General features: G+C 37.7%; 17 protein-coding genes and 3 tRNA genes. All 20 read right to left on the bottom strand.

Going from position 1 to position 19,929, the window contains the following annotated elements:
• On the bottom strand, positions 1–488 hold a 488-nt coding region (locus KKC91_01525; GenBank protein ID MBU0477236.1), incomplete at its 3' end, for a flavodoxin family protein.
• 45 nt (positions 489–533) lie between these two features.
• Positions 534–604 (bottom strand) — tRNA-Gly (locus tag KKC91_01520).
• 1 nt (position 605) lies between these two features.
• Positions 606–690 (bottom strand) — tRNA-Tyr (locus tag KKC91_01515).
• An 8-nt stretch (positions 691–698) separates the two neighbouring features.
• Positions 699–771 (bottom strand) — tRNA-Thr (locus KKC91_01510).
• A gap of 66 nt (positions 772–837) precedes the next feature.
• The gene (locus tag KKC91_01505) at positions 838–1,380 is read right to left on the bottom strand and encodes a flavin reductase family protein (GenBank protein MBU0477235.1); all 543 of its coding nucleotides are present in this window, start codon (positions 1,378–1,380) and stop codon (positions 838–840) included.
• Between the two features lie 47 nt (positions 1,381–1,427).
• Positions 1,428–2,726 (bottom strand): NCS2 family permease, encoded by a 1,299-nt coding sequence (locus KKC91_01500; GenBank protein ID MBU0477234.1) that lies wholly within the window; start codon positions 2,724–2,726, stop codon positions 1,428–1,430.
• Complete coding sequence (locus KKC91_01495; GenBank protein MBU0477233.1) at positions 2,710–4,296, bottom strand: NAD(P)H-hydrate dehydratase; 1,587 nt, start codon at positions 4,294–4,296, stop codon at positions 2,710–2,712. The genes KKC91_01500 and KKC91_01495 overlap by 17 nt, the downstream gene beginning before the upstream one ends.
• 5 nt (positions 4,297–4,301) lie before the next feature.
• On the bottom strand, positions 4,302–5,360 hold the full coding sequence (locus KKC91_01490) for a hypothetical protein (GenBank protein MBU0477232.1): 1,059 nt from the start codon (positions 5,358–5,360) through the stop codon (positions 4,302–4,304).
• A gap of 34 nt (positions 5,361–5,394) precedes the next feature.
• Complete coding sequence (locus KKC91_01485) at positions 5,395–6,120, bottom strand: pyridoxine 5'-phosphate synthase (protein MBU0477231.1); 726 nt, start codon at positions 6,118–6,120, stop codon at positions 5,395–5,397.
• Between the two features lie 30 nt (positions 6,121–6,150).
• Entirely contained in the window at positions 6,151–6,573 is a 423-nt protein-coding gene (locus KKC91_01480; protein MBU0477230.1) for a hypothetical protein, read from the bottom strand.
• The gene (cdaA, locus tag KKC91_01475) at positions 6,573–7,358 is read right to left on the bottom strand and encodes a diadenylate cyclase CdaA (protein ID MBU0477229.1); all 786 of its coding nucleotides are present in this window, start codon (positions 7,356–7,358) and stop codon (positions 6,573–6,575) included. Before cdaA ends, KKC91_01480 begins: the two co-directional genes overlap by 1 nt.
• Before the next feature lie 26 nt (positions 7,359–7,384).
• Positions 7,385–8,230, bottom strand: coding sequence for a dihydropteroate synthase (gene folP / locus KKC91_01470; protein ID MBU0477228.1), 846 nt, complete (start codon positions 8,228–8,230; stop codon positions 7,385–7,387).
• A gap of 15 nt (positions 8,231–8,245) precedes the next feature.
• A complete protein-coding gene (ftsH, locus tag KKC91_01465; GenBank protein ID MBU0477227.1) occupies positions 8,246–10,105 on the bottom strand; it encodes an ATP-dependent zinc metalloprotease FtsH in 1,860 nt (619 codons plus the stop codon).
• Positions 10,106–10,194: 89 nt separating this feature from the next.
• The gene (locus KKC91_01460; protein MBU0477226.1) at positions 10,195–11,256 is read right to left on the bottom strand and encodes a hypothetical protein; all 1,062 of its coding nucleotides are present in this window, start codon (positions 11,254–11,256) and stop codon (positions 10,195–10,197) included.
• Positions 11,257–11,264: 8 nt separating this feature from the next.
• Positions 11,265–12,509, bottom strand: a complete 1,245-nt coding sequence (locus tag KKC91_01455) for a Gfo/Idh/MocA family oxidoreductase (protein ID MBU0477225.1) — start codon at positions 12,507–12,509, stop codon at positions 11,265–11,267.
• A 45-nt stretch (positions 12,510–12,554) separates the two neighbouring features.
• Positions 12,555–13,196: a prepilin-type N-terminal cleavage/methylation domain-containing protein gene (locus KKC91_01450; protein ID MBU0477224.1), complete on the bottom strand. Its 642-nt coding sequence runs from the start codon at positions 13,194–13,196 to the stop codon at positions 12,555–12,557.
• Positions 13,197–13,236: 40 nt separating this feature from the next.
• The gene (locus KKC91_01445; GenBank protein MBU0477223.1) at positions 13,237–16,125 is read right to left on the bottom strand and encodes a carbohydrate binding domain-containing protein; all 2,889 of its coding nucleotides are present in this window, start codon (positions 16,123–16,125) and stop codon (positions 13,237–13,239) included.
• A gap of 219 nt (positions 16,126–16,344) precedes the next feature.
• Complete coding sequence (locus KKC91_01440) at positions 16,345–17,553, bottom strand: hypothetical protein (protein MBU0477222.1); 1,209 nt, start codon at positions 17,551–17,553, stop codon at positions 16,345–16,347.
• Between the two features lie 14 nt (positions 17,554–17,567).
• Positions 17,568–18,344, bottom strand: a complete 777-nt coding sequence (locus tag KKC91_01435; protein ID MBU0477221.1) for a carbohydrate-binding family 9-like protein — start codon at positions 18,342–18,344, stop codon at positions 17,568–17,570.
• A complete protein-coding gene (locus tag KKC91_01430) occupies positions 18,341–19,489 on the bottom strand; it encodes a GntR family transcriptional regulator (GenBank protein ID MBU0477220.1) in 1,149 nt (382 codons plus the stop codon). The genes KKC91_01435 and KKC91_01430 overlap by 4 nt, the downstream gene beginning before the upstream one ends.
• Positions 19,490–19,929: the final 440 nt, after the last annotated feature.

Below are 19,929 nucleotides of genomic sequence, written 5' to 3'. Positions count from 1 at the left end.
TCAATTCCGAAACAGAAAAGATCTTCTTTGTAATCTGCATTAATAGTAACAAAAAAATTCTTTACAATTGATCTTGCATTATCAAAGAAATCTTTCCTCTTTGATCCCTCTACAGAAATGAAAGCCCCTATCTTCCTTTTTTCAAAAACTTGTTTTTTAAATATATTCTTCGCTCTCCAGACACATTGAAATCTGTCTATCATCATTTTGGTTTGTGCGCTAAGACTTCCAAAGAATATAGGAGAAGCCAAAATTATAGCGTCTGCTTCTTTCACCTTTCTGTAAATAGGTTGCATATTGTCTTTAATTATGCAGAATCCATCATTAGGCATATTCTCACACTCCTGGCATGGAGAAAATTTTAGATTGTTTAAGACGATTTTCTCCACCTCAGCGCCCTTATTTTGAGCGCCCTTCAATGCATTATCAAGGAGAATGTCCGTATTTCCACCCTTCCTTGGGCTCCCATTTATTCCTAATACTTTCATCTAAAAACTCCATTATTACTTGAATGCGAGAGATATATTGTAAAGAGCGGGTGAAGGGAATCGAACCCTCGTATCAAGCTTGGGAAGCTTGTGTTCTACCACTGAACTACACCCGCATGGTGGGGAGAGGAGGATTCGAACCTCCGAAGGCATCGCCGGCAGATTTACAGTCTGCTCCCTTTGGCCACTTGGGAATCTCCCCATTTCCAGAGCCGGCGAAGGGACTTGAACCCCCGACCCGCTGATTACAAATCAGCTGCTCTACCAACTGAGCTACACCGGCAACGCAATCTTAGAACCCCGCCATTATACATGCTTTAATTTAAATGGCAAGATTTCCGTATGAGCTTTATCCAGCTATGAGCTTTTCTCCGGGCAGTGAAAATTCATCTGCTCCAATGTGCATGAGTGGGCTTGCTGCATGGGAATCAAACTTTTTGTTTTCAAAAACATCTGCCCTTATCTCTGCTCCGATTACTTCTCCTATCACCAGTACATGGTCACCAGCTGAAATTTCTTTAAAAAGCTTACAACTAAATATTGCATAACACTCTTTTATCCCGGGAGATTTTATTCCGTCCAGCTTAACTTCTGTCAAGTTAGACTTTTTTATTTCACTTACTCCTTCATGAAAACTCTCCGCACACTTCCAGACCTGATTCAACAGTTCTTTCCCGGGGATATTGATTGTAAAATCTTTTATCAGGCGGATATTAGCCAATGTATGCCTTTTATGCGCAGAACTAAAGGCAACTAGAGCCGGCTTCATTGAAACCGGCATGACAAAACTAAACGGTGCAGCATTTGAAATTCCATTTTTATTAACCGTTGCCACCAATATTGTAGGTCTTGGCGCTAGGACTTTGTACCAGTTATTTAAATCTAGTTTCATTGTCTTTTTCCCTTTTGTTTTTTGTTAGTTGAGAGCGTATTTTATATTTAATATGGATAAAAAACAAAGAAAACAAGGGATAATACCCCTAATATCCACAACCCAAGAGGAACTTCCCTGAATCTTCCTGACAATGCCTTCATAAGAGGATAAATCACAAAGCCGGCAGTCATCCCAATACCCAAATTATATGTAAAACTCATCAAAACAATAACAGAAAAAACAGGAATAACCTCAGTAAAGTCATTAAACTTTACCTTAGCAATTGGAGAGAGCATAAGCATGCCAACAATGATCAAAGCCGGACCATAAGCACACGAAGGGATTACGCTAAAGAAAGGGCTGAAAAACAGTGCCAATAGAAACAAAAACGCCGTTACCGCGGAGGTTAACCCGGACCTGCCCCCTGATTCAATTCCTGCTGCTGATTCAATATATGTGCCTGTTGTAGTCGTGCCTAGTAAAGCACCAACAACTGTTGCTAAAGAATCGCATAACATCGGTTTTTCAATTTCTGGCAAGTTCCCATTCTTATCTAAAAAACCGGCTTTGTATGACACCCCGATTAGTGTCCCCAGAGTATCCACAAAGTCCATTACAAACACAGTTAAAATAACCGAAAAGAATCCCCACTTTAATGCACCCAGTATATCCAGTTTAAGAAAAATAGGTGCTATACTAGGTGGCATACTGACCCATTTATCTGGAGCTGGTGTTACCCCCATACAAAAAGCAAGAAAAGTGATTGCCATAATTCCCAATAGAATTGCTCCTTTTATTCTCTTTATCATCAAAAAACCTATCAATAAAAATCCAAGTATAGATAACAAAACAGGGACATCCTTAAAATTTCCGACACATACTGGAGCTCCAGGCACTCCCAATTTTATAATTCCTGTTTCATTAAGACCAATGAATGTTAAGAACAGTCCGATGCCCACTACGAAAGCTATTTTAAGCCCTTCCGGTATTGAATTGGCCAGCCAGCTGCGTATTTTAAAAATAGTAAGCAGTGTAAACAAAACACCGCCAATAAATATAGCACCCAGAGCAGTTTGCCAACTATATCCAAGCACTTTAACAACTGTAAAAGCAATAAATGCATTTTCGCCCATATAAGGAGCAATTGCAAATGGCCGTTTTGCATAAATACCCATTAGCAGTGTTCCAAAGAAAGCGCTTAATATGGTAGCTGTCATAGATGCGCCAAAAGGCATACCTGCTGCTTCCAGAATCTTTGGATTAACAATAATTATGTACGCCATAGTGGCAAATGTTGTTACTCCAGCAACTACCTCTTGTCTGACATTAGTTCCTAATTCATCCAGTTTAAAAAAAGTTTTCATTATATATCCTTGCGAAAGCCTTTGGTATGTAGTTTACTAATTCTGTAGCAGTCAAACATCTATCCAGTTTGTTTTTGTCCTTCCATATATCTGCTGCCAGACCATGTAAATATGCTCCGAGTTTTGCCCCGTCTAATCCAGAAAGACCCTGTGCAACTAGCCCTGAGATAAGCCCGGTAAGAACATCTCCCATTCCCCCTGTGGCTAAAGCAGGATTACCTGTGGGATTTATATAAACATTGCCTTTTTCATCAGCAATAATTGTTCTTGCACCCTTTAACAAGGTGATAGTTTTATATGTAACTGCAAACTTTTCTGCTATGTCTATTCTGTCTGAAGTAATTTCAGACAGGTGTCTTTCAATAAGTCCCGCCATTTCGCCAGGATGAGGAGTTATAATTGTTGGATATCTTCTCTTCTTAAGCATTGATACATGCCCAGCAAGTGCATTAATTCCATCTGCATCAATTAGAACTGGTTTTTCTAATAATTCTATTAATTCGCGAATTAAAGAACTCGTTTCGGAATTTTTAGAAATTCCCGGACCTATAGCAACAACATCAACCCTTGATGAAAAATCCAGTATTTCTTTCTTTGCCTTTTTACTAAAGCTTCCACTCGCAGTTTCAGCCAGAGGTTTTGTCATAACCTCTGTTAGCTTCATTTCCATAATAGAATTCAAACTCTCAGGGATTCCAAGTGTGACAAGACCTGTGCCGGAATAAAGGGCTCCAAGACTAGCTAGAGCCGCCGCACCTGTTAATCCTCTGGAGCCAGCTATAATAAACACATGCCCAAAGGTTCCTTTATGTGAATTAACCGGCCGATCTGGAACAAGAGAAGATAGCTCATTATGGGTCATTAAATTTAGTTTTAGCTTTGGATCTGTTAAGAGTTTTTTGGGCAGACCTATATCCTGGGCAATAAGATCACCCGTAAATTTAATACCAGGGTAAATCAATAACTCTTTTTTTGGCAGACCAAAAGTAACTGTTCTGTCAGCTTGAATACAAACGTCTCTCTTTTCATCAAAACCCTCATAAAGCCCTGAAGGTAAATCAACAGAAAGAACCTTGTTTGCTTTAAGCATGTTTATGGACTTAATTACCTCAAGTATTACGCCTCTTACTGGACTTCTTAATCCAGTTCCAAAGATTGCATCTATTATCAAGTTTGCATGAGAGAAAACGTGTTTCGCTTTTTGCAACTGCTTCAATTCAACGATTTCAAATATATCAGCACCCATCTCCTTTATAATATCAAAATTTGTTTTTGCATCACCTTTTATGTCTTTGATATTGCCAAGAAATGCTACTTTAATATCTATGTCTTTGACACACTTTGAATTCAGAAGATGACGTACTGCTACGAAACCGTCTCCACCATTATTCCCCTTCCCACAAACTATGAGGACACCTCTATTTTTCCCTTCTGTTTCAGCCAGTATTTTTTCTGCATTTTGACTAACTGCTCGTCCTGCATTTTCCATAAGATTCAGACCACTGATGCCATACTTTTCCATAGCAATTCTGTCCATCTCTCTCATCTGGTCGAAACTAGCTACTTTCATGAGTCCTAATACATCCCATATTTCTTTACACAATCCATTACAAACTGGTATTTTCTGAAACTCACATCCACAGGTATAGAATGGTCTGAATGAAAAAGGTACCCTCCCCCTTTTTTAGCAATTTCAAATTTTTCCTGAATTTCCTTTTCAATCCTTGAATCATCAGGATCCTCCATCAACATTACATTAATTCCCCCAAAGAGTGCGATTTTATCTCCAAACTTTGGTTTAAGTTCCTTTAGATCCATTCCTGCTTTTACCTCTAATGGCTGAAGGCAGTCAAAACCATGTTCGATTAATGCAGGAATTAATCCTTTCACACAACCACAAGAGTGAAGAATCGTTTGCATCTTATGCTCATGAAACCAGTCATTGCGTTTCTTGTCTGATGGAGCTATAATCTCCTCATACATGCTAGGTGAGAAAAGGGAAGTGTTTCTGTATCCCATGTCGTTAAAAACCCATACTCCATCAAAATGAAATCCTTCTTTGTACATCATCTTTACTGTCTCAAGAATTAAATCAGAGGTCGTATCAATCATTTCTTTGATCCATTCAGCATCGTCAGCCATAAACACAAGCAGATTCTCACTTTTAACATAGGATTGTAGAAGGTCATAACCGCTTGCTACGCTGAAGGCTATATATAATCCATCTTCTCTGGCTTTCTGATATGTCTGCCAAGTAGATGCCCAATCTATGCGTTTAAAGTCTGGTTTTAACCGCTCTTTTATAGGGGACCAATCGTCCTTTTCCTTAACGGGACACTCTATTATTTCCGGGGTGGTTGAATAGTCCCTGTGGTTTCTTCTGATTCCACCCGTAGACGTTGTCTCAACAATATACTCTTCATTTTCTTCAATAATCTTTGTTGTGAATCGCGGCGTGAGATCTGCACCAATCTTGATGATTTCATATCCAAAATACTCTTGAGGACTTTTTCTCTCTGGCAACCCCTGCTCATGCCATTTCTTTATTGTTGCGCCCCATGGGGCATCATGAATAGGCACACGGTCTGGAATTTTTCCTGAAATTGCTGTTCTTACTCTTTCCTGAGAGTTCATCTGTTCTTGAGACATGGCTTACTCCTTTTATATCTTATTTGGCATCGCCTTTTATAATACTTATCATATCCTTCACAGCTCTTTCCAGTCCTACAAATACAGCGCGTGATATAATTGAATGTCCGATATTTAGTTCCTCTATCTCTTTAATACCTGCAATTTTTTTTGCATTAAAATACGTTAACCCATGTCCTGCATGCACAATAAGCCCATGTTTTCTGGCATAATTTGTAGCATTAACAATCTTCTTAAATTCATTTTCCATATCTGACTGATTGGTTGCATTTGCATAATTACCTGTATGCAGTTCAATCGCATCTGAGTTGACTTCTAAAGATGCATCTATCTGAGATATTTCAGGATCTATAAAAAGATTCACAATAATGTCCTTATCCTTGAAACGCTGGATTATCTCCTTTAATTCATTCTTTTTAAAAACTACGTCTAGCCCGCCTTCTGTTGTCACTTCTTCCCTCTTTTCAGGAACTAAACTTACCTGATCAGGTCCAAGTTTCAGAGCAATATCAACAATTTCGGCTGCAATTGACATTTCAAGATTGAACCTTATGTTTACGATTTCTTTTATTAATATTATATCTCTATCATTGATGTGTCTTCTATCCTCTCTTAAATGAGAAACAATGCTATCAGCACCAGCGATTTCGCATAAATGAACTGCCTTAACAGGATCAGGCTCAAAGGTTCTTCTAGCCTGCCTAACCGTTGCAATATGGTCTATATTTACACCTAATTTTGACATTATCTCTTTTTATGGATAGAGGGTAGTACCTTATTGCCCCTTCTCTTGCACAATAGAAGGGGCAGATATCCCAATTATATCTTTAAGCAGCACCTTTACTGTAAGAGGAGTAATTTGAATAAGTCTTACGTCTGCAGGTAGTTTAATTTGTACTGGTAAAACATAGTTCCCCTTCCCTAAAGCACTTACATCTACAAAAACAAGAATGCTTTTAGAGGTTAGTTTATCTACAACATGAGACGCACCTCTTATTTGCACGCTTACATGCTTTGGATCCGGTTCCACTTGCAAGATAAAAGAAAATGGATGTACTACCTTTACAACAACATTCCTTAACACTTTATCTTTTTCTCTTCTTTTTGCAACATCTGCCCCCTCCTCCCCTGATATATAGAACCAAATCATACAGGCAATAAAAAATGACAATATTTTAAATCCCCAATTTTTGAACATTACTTATTTCTCTTCCATATCCAGAAAGCTTTTTTGCTTTTCTCACTAGGAGCATATAAGTTATGCAATATTTTTCTCAAAGTAATACCATCTATATCACGTGTCAGCTTTCTCCTTATTGCAACAGAGATACCTCCAGTTTCTTCTGATACTACAATTACTGTTGCATCAGTCTCTTTTGTTAAACTCAAGGCAGCTCTATGTCTGGTTCCCAGCACTCTCCCGATATTAGGCAGTTCTACAAGAGGCAGAATACAGCTTGCAGCGACAAGTTCTCCTCGCTCAATTATGACTGCGCCATCGTGAAGCGGTGAATTAGGAGTAAAAATACTGCTTAACAGTTCACTTGTAACTTTAGCATTTATACGAACACCTGTTTCCATATAATCTTTCAGACCAATTTCACGACCAATTACAATAAGCGCACCAATATTCTTTCTGGAAAGCATATTTACAGATTTTACTATTTCGTCTATTAACTCATCTTCTTGCAAGGATATATTAAGTGGATTCTGTCCTATTCTTGAAAGAGCACGCCTTAATTCAGGTTGAAAAACAATTAAGATGGCTATTACGCCTATAGCTAATACTTTCTCAAGTATCCAGCTTATCGTGTATAAATTCATAATCTTTGCCAAAAGCGCAACAAGCACAATGATAAAGAGTCCCTTCATAACCTGGATAGTTCTGGTGCCTTTAATAAACAAAAAGACTCTATAGAAAATAACAGCCAATACAAGAATTTCTACAAAATCTCGCCAGCCTAAAACCGAAAAAAACCTTATAGTATTATTAAGAAAGTCTGAAAACACTAAACATCCTTTATAGCTTTTATCATATCAATAACTCTTCTTGTCTCTACAACATCATGAACGCGAATAATGCTTACATCCTTTAAGACAGCATATGCCACTGCAGCCAATGTACCTTCAAGTCGTTCCTTAACATCTAAATTAAGCACATTTCCTATAAACGATTTTCTTGATGGGCCTAAGACAACTGGCTTTCCCAGTATTTTGAATTCACTAATTCTATTAATAATTTTTAAATTATCCTCTGTAGTTTTGCCAAACCCAATTCCTGGATCTACCAAGATATTATCTTCTCTTATTCCAGCATCCTGTGCCAGGGCTATACTGCTTTTTAATTCCTCTATAATATCTGAGACGACCGATCTGTATTTAATATCCTTTTGCATAGTCTGCGGATTTCCTCTCATATGCATAAGAATAATAGGAACATCATAATGTGCAACAATTTTACCAAGTTCCCTGTTCCCTTTCAATCCCCCTACATTATTTACCATACAAGCGCCTGCGTCCAGAGCCTTCTTCGCAACTTCTGCTTTTCTTGTATCAATTGAAACAGGCAGATTAAATTTCTTAACTATCTCCTTTATCAAAGAGATAACTCTGGAGCTTTCTTCTTTTTCTGTAACTGGTTCTGCTCCCGGACGTGTTGACTCCCCTCCTATATCTATAATATCCGCCCCCTCTACGACCATCTCATCAACCCGATTTATTGCTTTTTGATGTGTATTGTATAATCCTCCATCAGAAAAAGAATCCGGGGTTACATTCAATATACCCATTAATGCTGGCTTTTTTCTCAAATCTATTGTGTGTTTACCACATCTCAATATGAATTTACTATGCATGGGAAGTTATCTGAATCAAGATTCCTTTTTACGAGATTTATTTATTGGTTTCTTCTTTGCAGATTTGCCTTCAAGAATAGCCTCTACATCCTTTCTGTCAATTACTTCTTTCTCCAGCAATTCCTTTACAAGTTTCTCCAATTTGTCCCGTTTCTTCTTAATAGTGTCTTCTGCCTGTTTATATGCACTTTCAATCAGATTGCGAACTTCTATATCTATCTTCTTTGCTGTGTCCTCGCTATATTCTCTTTCTTCTGTTATATCTCTTCCAAGAAAAACCTGATTATGCCTGCGGCCAAATGTAAGAGGCCCAAGTTTTTCGCTCATTCCCCATTCACATACCATTTGTCTGGCAAGCTCTGTAGCAACCTTTATATCATTCCTAGCACCTGTGTACGTATTATTAAACACTAAAATCTCTGCAGCTCTTCCTCCCATCAAACTTACTAAATTACTCATATAATGCGATTTGCTCTCAATGTACTTATCCTTCTCAGGCAATATATGAGTCAGACCCAGAGCTCTTCCTCTTGGAATAATTGAAACTTTATGAATGGGATCTGAATCAGGTAAGTAATACTGAACCAATGTATGCCCAGCTTCATGGTAGGCAATAATCTTCTTTTCCTCATCACTAATAACAAGACTTTTTCGCTCTATTCCCATCATTACTTTATCTCTGGCTTCCTCAAAATCAGACATTCCAATCTTGCTTTTATTCTTTCTTGATGCAACAATCGCAGCTTCATTACATAGGTTCTCCAGATCTGCACCTGACATACCAGGCGTCCCTCTTGCAACGACATTAAGAGCAACATCTTTGCCAAGTATAAGGTTCTTTGTATGAACTTTCAATATACCCATTCTGCCTTTGATATCTGGCATCTCAACCATAATAGTTCTATCGAATCTACCGGGTCTCAGAAGTGCTGGATCCAGCACATCGGGCCGATTTGTTGCAGCAATTAAAATTACACCCTCTTTTGTATTAAATCCATCCATTTCCACAAGTAAAGCATTTAGGGTCTGTTCTCTTTCATCATGTCCACCGCCAAGACCAGCAAAGCGCTGCCTACCTACTGCATCAATCTCATCTATAAAAATCAAACACGGACTATTCCTTTTTCCCTGCTCAAATAAGTCCCGCACACGTGATGCCCCTACTCCTACAAACATCTCTACAAAATCAGAACCGCTTATACTGAAAAAAGCACATTTTGCCTCTCCAGCAACTGCCTTTGCCAAGAGCGTCTTTCCTGTGCCTGGATGCCCCATCAACAATACTCCTTTTGGTAACTTACCACCTAATTTCTGAAATTTCTCTGGGGTCTTTAGAAATTCTATTATCTCCTGTAGCTCCTCTTTTGCTTCATCTATACCTGCTACATCTTTAAAAGTTATTTTAGGTCTATCTTCCTTTATCATCTTGGCTCTGCTTTTACCAAAGGAAAATGCTTGCTTGCCACCAGCTTGCATCTGTCTATATACAAAGAACCACAGAAAGCCTATAAATAATAAAAATGGAATTGTGCCTACTACTAGTTGCTGCCATACACTTGTCTCCGGTTTCCCTTTTGCCTCAACATTATGCTCTTTTAGAAACTTCCATAAATCTGGATTTTCTATTGCATATGTCGTGAATTTATCCCCAGTGACATATTGTCCTGAAATATTCTTACCTGCTATTTCAACATTTTTCACACTGCCAGCATTAATATCTGCTATGAATTGACTGTATACAATCTTTTTTGTACTCTTACCCTGCATTTGCGAGAACTGGACAAAGAAAATTACTATTATTCCAAGCACAAGCCAGATAGCTAATGTTTTATTAAATTTGTTTAATTTGGGTTTATTAAATTTGGATTTGCTCAATTCTTCGCTCCTTATGCCTATTTAAATTATACCGCGAATGTTAGCATACACATTGTAAAAAGACAACAGAGAATCCTAGGACAAACTTTTTAGGAAAGAGGCAACATTCCATCCGTATTCAAGACCCTTACAATCGCTAAAAAATTCTCCTGCCAGCGATCTTCTGGAACGTCTTCTGTAATACCAACAATAAGTCTTGTGCCATCACCGGATTCCTTTAATATCTTTCGCATTGTATCTTCAATAACTTCTATGCTTGAAAGATGGACTGATGATGGAAAGTTTATCCATAATTTCTTCTCAGACCATATTTCCAATGCTTCCTTAACACTTAAGTCGCAGTCGGGCGGAGGAGTAAAAGCTTCAACATAATCAAGATCAGTCTCCCGAACAGCATCAGCTAGTAGCTTATTATTTGCGTCAAGGTGTGTTCCCAGCAGCTTTCCATGCTTGTGCATAATTTCTGCACATTCATTATAATGGGACACATAATACTTTTTGAAACGTTCTAAACCAACTATTTCAGGTGTAACATTGCCTCCATAATTTGCATGAAGCACAGGAGACTCAGCTACTATTGGATATATCTTCCTTCTATCTTCCACAAGAGCATCATACAATTTCATTATTTCATCTCTGTTGTCCATCCATTCAAGGGAAAAAACCTCAATCCCCATGATAGAGTGAATTATTTCCTGCATGGGTTCGTATCCAATCCCTGCCCTGAAAATAATATCGCCTCCTGCTAACTTCATCTGTTTTACGACTGGCTCATAGTCAGCTCTATATTGTCTGTTTCTAATCATAAACTCGATTGCTTTGTAATCATCAGGAGTTTTAAAAATTAGCTCCTCATGCCATGTAGTAAATCCTGCAGGAACATTTATGGTAGAAAGATCTCCATGAGGAGTTTTATACACAGTCTTGATTTTTGAGGCACCATCCTTCTCATCAATACAGTGAATACTCTGAGTCTTTACATCAGGTGTTTCAGTTTTAAAAACCTTTATGCGATTTACTATACACAATCCCTCATTTCTCAGGTGTCTTTCACATTCACACGGTGGAATCTTATTCTCATAAACTGTAAAAGGCACATGATCTGCCTGACGAGAAAGAAGTACTGCTTCAACTCTTTCCTTTGGAGTCATTATTGTGCTCATCCTTTCTTAAGGAGATTATTATTTACATCCAGAACTTCTGATATTTCAACCATTCGATGTTCGCGCCATGAGTGTTCTGCAGCCTCCCCTATCGCAACAGAAAATGTACCATCAATAAGCGAGGAAGAAGGTTCCCTTTTTTCCCTCACCACTTCCAAAAAACGCTCTGTTAATCCAGTATCAGCTCCACCATGACCTCCCCTTACCTTAGGAATTTCTATTGTAGTTGCAGTAACATCTTTTGCCCAACGTGGTCGAATTTCGATCTTTCTATCATGTAAGCTGGCAGAGAGCTGTCCTTTAGTTCCAACAATGGTATATAGCCTATCTGATAAAGAAGTTACAAAACATTCAAGATGTGAAGCCCTAACCCCATTATCATATTCTACAATTGCGATACCATTATCATAAACATCAGCATCTGAAGTATAAATACAAAGATCCTTTGCGTATTTATCAACTGCCTGTGCTTCTCTACCCCATAATTTAGTATTTCGGGCAACAAAATCAGGACAAATATCTCTATAACTACATTCTGTACAGGTTAGCCCAACTGGTTTTTTAGGTTTAATTTTGAATGGGATTTCCTCTTTTCTCAAGGCACTTCTTTCTGCAAATGCAGAGACTCTGAGAGGCTTTCCACCCTGATTTAACCAGTTAAAAATATCAAAATCATGAGTTCCTTTATGAACCCATAATCCACCACTGTACTTCTGCTTTCCATTCCAGCGCGCAAGATATGTTTTCCCGCCATCGTAGAATTCTCTGTTCTCTATCATGAATATTCGTCCCAGATCCCCTTTGGAGACAATTTCCTTAACCTTCATTAATGTTGGATCATGACGTAGATTAAACCCTATCATAACAGTAGCTTTAGATTTCTTAGCTGCCTTAAGTACATTCATACATCCCTCTGTAGTGGTAGCAAGCGGTTTGTCTATAAGCACAAAAATGTCTTTTTCTAAAGCATCAATTGCATTAGCCTCATGGCAATAATCAGGACTTGTGATTATAATCGCATCCAACTCTTCAGAACTTAGCATATCCCCTATAGTAGTATAAAGTTGCGGCTTGTGGATACATAAGGGAACACCTTCAATCTTTAATTCTGCAACTTTCTTCATACGCACATGATTCGGATCACACAATGCAGTTATAAGAGCATCCTTGCGTTCATTTATATGTCTTATAAAACCGATTCCTCTACCACCTGTACCTATTATTCCCACTTTAACTGTCATTTTCAGCCTCATATTTTAGTTAAATTTCTTTGAAGGTTAAATGAGTCATGGATACACATCATAACCCAAATCAGTAAAATAGCTTTCTTCTTTCGCCTCTACATGCCAGTCAGCAAATAAAGTATTTGCCCTCTCATTATGCCGAACATGAACAGCTTGACCAGCGTCATCAACATTGTAGACCTGTAGCATATGCTCTGCATTTCCTGGAATATCTAATACACTATCTACCAGAATGAAATAAGCTGACGGATTCTCTATCTTGAAAATAGGCTCATCACCTATACCCCATCTCCTCAATCCATAAGTTAGGGGAACAGCGTCGAAATAAGCTCCATTCCATTTAGAATTCACATTACTACTATTAAATGGCGCCAGAGAAGGACAATAAAATACATCAGGATTTTTTATATAACCCGGACAAACAATAGAATTTGGCCAATATCTCCACCTGTAATCACTCCATGTACTGACATAATATGGACGGAACCAACCATCATAGTCATCGACATACATCTGGATAGCCATGCCTAATTGTCTCAGGTTACTAAGACATTTTGTTCTTTTCCCCATCTCCCTTGCCTGCATCAAAGCAGGCAAAAGCATTGACGCGAGAAGCGCGATTATTGCAATCACAACCAAAAGCTCCATCAAGGTAAAACCAAACATGTTCCTTAATCGTCTCATGAGTTTATCTCCTCTTAAGTTTTATAAGTAGACTACTCAGTTATTTTAATTCTAACATAATAATGTCACGAGCACCTATTGTATCAGAATATTCAAAAATCTCCCCACAGGTTTTAAGAGATTTTCGATCCCCGGTTTCGGATACCTTACATACTTTTACCTCTTTATTAGATGGAACATTATACTTCTTGCAATCCAAGTTGAAACTAAATTCCACCTTTTTATTAGAAACATTTACAATAAAAATACATATATCTTCATTAGTGGCACTTTTAAATACGCCGCTAAAAAATGCTTTTACATTTTCCTCTTCTCCCTTGTATATATACGGCACTACAGGCAGAGGATCGGGCTTGAGAAATTTTATCGGTCTAAGTAATTGTCCATAACAAAGGTAACTGCCACCTACCTCTTTTTTATAATAATTGATTATCTTTTTGAGAAAGACTGCTTTCTCTTTATATTTTGGATCAGTTACAGAATCATTGTCAATGGAAACTCTTCCCACTTGGGCTCCTTCAGCAAAAAGAGACCCCGCTCTAAAATAAAACGAATCCGGAGTCCCCCCAATAGTACCATCATCATTTAACATTCCATATCTGCCATATCTCGGGATATAATCATTATACACTACACCAAACATGGGAACAGGGATAAAACCAGGGTAATAGGTATGCTGATACAACATGCCATCTATCACATCTATAAAGGTATCAGCCGGATTCTCAGCTGTAGTGAAAGCTTCAGGATTTATTGATTTTATAGCATCACGAACATCCTTGGCGAGTTTCCTTTGCCCCAAGCATCTATAGTTTCCCCCGCCATGAGGATGATTATGACTTGTATCAAAACAGTGTGTTCCCGAACCATTAAGTGTATCCAGATATATTCCCTTAACATTTTCATTTTTTATTAAAGCGACACATATATCTTTTATCCTGTTCTGCCACTCCTCAGAAGATGTACACATCCACCAAGTTGGCAATTTTGGCCAATACATCAATTCCTGATTAACATCTCTACCGACATATTGTTCTGCCCATTTAGCATAAGGCGCATTATTGTTACTTCCCTGGTCATAGAGACTTACACAGACATATGCTGAAGGATAACCTCCTGCTTCAGATATAGCCTTGCATGCTTCAGCAAAACATGGAAGAGCAGGTATTTTGGGATAATTGCCGTCATGCATATTAACGCGCTCACTACTAAAAACACTCATATCTGGAATATCCTTATACCATGCATACCATATAGATGGCAATGTAGTATCAGCAAACTTTAAAAATTTTAAAAAATTATCTCTATTTAATGCAACTGATGGATCCCTTTTATGAGAGCTGTTTCTAAGCATCAGGGGTGCTTCTTTATACCATGCGGGAATGTCTTCTCTTGTAATTAAAGGTCCCTTTCTGCACCATGGTTGTTTTATCGCCCATTTGCGGTAGAGCTGGCATGCATCGTACCAATCACCTGAAAATACTCCTATTACCATATCGTACGGTAAACTGTAATTTTCATCTGGATAACCCATATTTGGTGGATTATGTCCATGTTTAAATTCTATTGTGTCGTCGCTGGAATTTTGTATTGCTCTAAAACATTTTGAATAATATTTGTCATCATAAGCTGCTAAATATAAACCTGTACCGGATCCATCATACAGGGCCTGAAACTGCATATCCAATGTGCCTGGGAACGTCCCATCGACATGTAAACCATGCCTGAAACCATTTGGGGCATTGTAAGGATTCTTAATGAGTCTGCCACGGTCCTTACAGAACATAAAATAGTCATCTTCAGGAGTCCCGCCTATCGAAGCCAGTTTCATAACAGGGAAAAATACCTGCCATATACCGTATACTTTATTCCTGTTTTGAATATTGATACGCCAAAAGGATAACGGATTATCTTTTTGCAATGTGACCGTAACTTCAACATCCAGAGCATCATTTTTTCCCGCAACACCCAGATCTTTCCAATAAAGATGTAAGATGCTACAGTCATTATTTATTTCCCTCCTATAGGAGGTAACTGAAGGACTGAAATTGTCCAGAATTATTTCTCCGGAATCTTTCCCCTTATCGCGCCTTAAGACTATCTGCCAGAGAGCCCTGTCTTTCGGAAAATCTTGAAACAAAAAGTCTGTATCCTTATCAACACTATATATGCTGGATTGGGCAAACCCATAGTTTCCACTGTAAAAACCAAGACCAATATGGGAATTTGCAAACAACAACTTATCAGGTAATTCCTTGAAGGAAACAGAGCCGTGGCTAGACTTAAAAAACTGCATATCGCTATAAGTATTCTTTATAGGACCCTTCTTTTCTTTCGCTTCAACTTCTTCGATCTTAGCAAGTTTTACATTATCAATTAATATAGTCTCACCATTAACACGAGAAAAAAAGAATATATACACACATTCTGCATCATTTTCTATTGTAAAATTAAGGCTATACTCCCGCCAGTTAGATGACGTTATATTCTCTCTGAAGTCTATATTCTTGATTCCTCCCTGCAATTTCTTAAAGCCTAAACGACAAATCTTATAGCTGGTCTTCGGATATCTTGGAAGCGTGTGCTTTGCATGGAAACTGAACCGATACCTTTCTCCTTTTTTAAATTCTTCATCTATGGTCTGATTAAGATGCAATGTGCTATTCTCACAGGGGATTTCTTTTGGCCACACTATTCTTGCGCAGTATTTACCATCTATTGCTTCCTCTTTTGTTGTCTCGAAAATAAACTCGTCTTTACGATCTGCTATATCTCCACTGAGCTTCGTTTTCCAGCCATGGAGTCCATCCTCAAAACCTGGATTTTCCACTAAATTTTGATTCTCCGCTTTGCAAAATACCGTCCCCAATATGATAGAACAAAAAATCAGAGCACCAACCCAGCCCATATATCTTTTTCTGTGATACATAATACCCTCCTTATTCCTTGTTTGTTATAATTGTTATAGTTTAGTTATTAAAAGTTGATTTTTTTCAACTTTTTTTGCGTTTTTACTTTAATATGTAGAAACGCTGCGGCAATTCTAGCTCTCTACCACCTCCTTTTCAGCTTTTTTTTCACACTAATTCCTTCCTTGACTTTTCAAACTATCTTTTTAGATTTTGAAATAATTAGTTTTTATACGCATCTATACCTTGTTTTGTTTTTCCTTTTCTCCTTTAAAACGTAGATACTTATCAATAAAAATTATTGCAAAGGTAGTCGCTAGATCCCTAACTACATAAAGTGAACTGCCACTATTTGGAATTAGGTCAGAACTTTCAAAAAAAGCTCCTCGAAGATTGTTATCAAAAAAAGACTCACTATATTGTGTGGTTAAAAGAAATTCCAAAACTAACTCAGATTTTTCAATATATCGTGGGTCAGGAATATAGTTAAAAAGATCAATCCAAAATATCCCTGCCATAGCTGAACCAGAACCACATATTTGGGAAAAACGATGTTTCCCATCCACCCGCATCCGATAAGGAAAGGCACCATCTAGCCAAAGATTATCTAAATACCATTCAGCAGTGCGTCTTGCACAGGCCAGATAACGCTCATCCTTAAATGCGTCATAACCACGCAGCAATGACAAAGCATACCAAAGATTAAAACGGGCATGGACGAACCCGGTACGAAGCACATTAGGTAAATAGTCCATCCATAGACCCATGCTATACTGATCCTCAACTAAACGATCGCACAATCGTTTAAAAACATCTAAATATTTTGTTCCCTTTGTTAGAACATAGAGATAATAAAAGGTTGCACCCTCATTATTGGGTCGGGCATACTTAATAGGATTTCTAGACTCTTTTTCCTCATAATCTACATGTAATACTTTTTTGTTCTTAAAATCGTAGGAATTAATTATTAAACCCTCTCCTTGCAACCAAGTATGGCCCATTATCCAATCGGCAGCTAATCGAATAATTTCAATCCATCGCCTATCCCCAGTGACCTCTTCTAATTCAAAAAGCCCTTCAAAAGCATCTGTCATGGTAGACATATGTGCTGTGGAAAGATCAGGTTTGATATCTGCCCGAATAAGGCCATACGTTTCAGGATCGCTCTTATCCACAAATTGTAATCTTTGGATATAGTCTCCAGCCATAATTGCACGTTTTAAGAAAATTTCCTTACCAGTTCTCTTATAGGCAGCAAGCAAAGCTCTAATGGCCTGACCAGTGTGCCATACTGGCTCATAATACGCCCAGTTTTTTTCTTTCATGTTATAGTCATTCTTCATGGCCCCATACATACTATCCGAGGTCCCTACTACCTGTGCAACATTAATAAGCCACTTGCTCCCGCTTTCAAGTGCTTCCATGAGTTGTTTTTTTTCAAAGCTCATGATAGATCCTTAAATTATTTTCTAAACTCTAGGATATTGTAGTCCTCATATTTGTGAAACCATACTAGACTTAGACGTGCACTACTCGAATACTCGTGATTTTCCAAGTAAACAGAATAGTCATATCTGCACAATGCGAAACGCCACTGTTCACCGTTACGTGGCGTCCCGGCAATAACTTCTTTCAACGATGAAAAAGGTATTGCTACCTCAAGAGTCCATTTTTCATCTTTATCCTTCCACTTGTTTAGTGTTCCATACACCTTTGTTGCACTCTTCAGATTTGACTCATATTTTGACCATCTTTTTTGAAAAGGACCACCAGCCGATACTCCGCGGCTTGGATAAAATAAGTCCCATGTTACATTCTTAGGACTTATTTCAAACTCATAATAGGAATATTTATTTTCTCTGGGCTTTAAAAATATCTCCAGAACATCTTCGTTGCATAGAACAGAATCGTGCTCGGTTATTGTTCCCCAAATATCTTTATCTTCTGCTTCCATTGCAAAATAGAGATATTCTTTATCCCAGAGGAGTTTTGCAGTTGTTGGAGAAAAGGGGGCAAGATGCCGCTGAGGCTCTGTATGTATTTTCTCTAAATGATAGAACTTAATTTTATTTGCCTTTCTCCAGCACGATTCATCAAAAATTCCATCAATCGTTATTTTCTCATCTGTATAGTGACAAACATATATCTCAAGTTCTCTCTTACACCACGAAAATCCTAAAATCCCTACTATAAGAAACGGTATAATAAAAATACCTGAATTTAAAATACATTTTTTCATACTAACCTTATTAAATTTTTACCGCCAGAAGTATCGCAAAAGGCTTCCGACACGGAGTCTCTAATAACCAGTTCAGCATTTAGTCTTATCTCTGCATATTCATTTTTCTTACTTTTCATGGTTTTGTTCAGTAATAACTTAGCCGCCTCATATCCAAGTTCATAAGTGGGATAATCAATAAAAGTGAGAGAAGGATCACAGAGAAGTCCTTCGGTATTTTCCATCTGGATTAATGATATATTGTCAGGTATCTTCAAACCTAATTTACTAATTATGCGTACAATAAACTGCAGATAATCAAAGGTAGCAAGATTAATAATAGCGGTTGGGCGTTTTTTTTCAGTTAATAACGCTTTTAGTATCTGCCTGACTTCTGTTTCACTTTTTTTATAGGTGTCTACAATAAATTTGGGGTTAAATCTAATCCCAGAGTCTCTGAGAGCTTGTTTGTATCCACTCAATCTATCATTTACACTTGAAGAAGTAGTGCTTCTAATTATAAAGCCAATTTGTTGATGTCCAAATTTTATAAGATATTTCACTGCCTGGTATATACTTAGAAAATTATCAACAATCACCTTATTTGTTTTTATATCTTTATTGTAATTATCAACAAGTACAAAAGGAACAGCACTTTGAATCATTTTTCTTATATTGTCGCAAGATTTATTCTGTGTATATGCACAAATGACCCAGATTAGACCTTCTACTTTTTTATGCAGGAGTGCTTTTATGCATTTTGCTTCCTCTGCTTCACTACTTGTACTCAAATACAGAACAAGATTATAATTCTTTGGTCTTAAATAATCATTTATTCCATCCAGAATCTGGCTGTAAGATTGTCCAACACTTAAAGCAGGAAGTAAGACAGCTATTTCATTATTACCCCGAGATACTAGTTTCTTTGGTTTGCTTATAAATGTCCCCTTACCTTGTTGTGTTACCAGTAATCCCTCATTTATGAGTTCATTCAGGGCTTTTCTCACCGTGTCACGACTGAGCGAACATTTATTTGCCAGGTCTATTTCAGATAATAGCTTAGCTCCTTTAGAGAGTCGCCCCGTCTTGATTTCCTTCTTAAGATATTCTCTTAGTTGTTTATAAACAGGAACAACGTCTTGTTTTTTAAAACTTATTTCGCACATATTGCCTTCTATTGTATGGCTTACATACCTTAGTCTACTACATAATCATTTTTGTGTCAAGAGTTTTGTCAAGCCCCAAAATCCGACATTGATTTAAGCATATCTCCAGATTTTGTCATTTCAGTCTTCAAAAACAGTTCAGAGGACAGAAAATAATCTTTATTTAGGCATTTTCTTTCTTATAAGACCTGACCAGGTCTTATAACAGTTATTTAAGACATACCTCTCCCTGTATAGTATAGGCCAAAAATCTTTTCTCCTAATCTGTATCCTAAGTATTGGCAAACTCCCATATTCTCAAACGAATATCTTTAAACATCTGGCATAAAGCCTTTCTCACTTTCAAGAAGGTTTGTCCACTATGATATACAATCTTTCCAGCTATTTGATACAATCGCCATCGCACTGTTTGTACCTGATGCTTATGCCACGATCTATCC

Source organism: bacterium, assembly GCA_018812485.1.
GTDB lineage: Bacteria > JAHJDO01 > JAHJDO01 > JAHJDO01 > JAHJDO01 > JAHJDO01.
The sequence above is the reverse complement of the archived record's forward strand: the minus strand, read 5'-3'. Positions and strand labels throughout refer to the sequence as shown.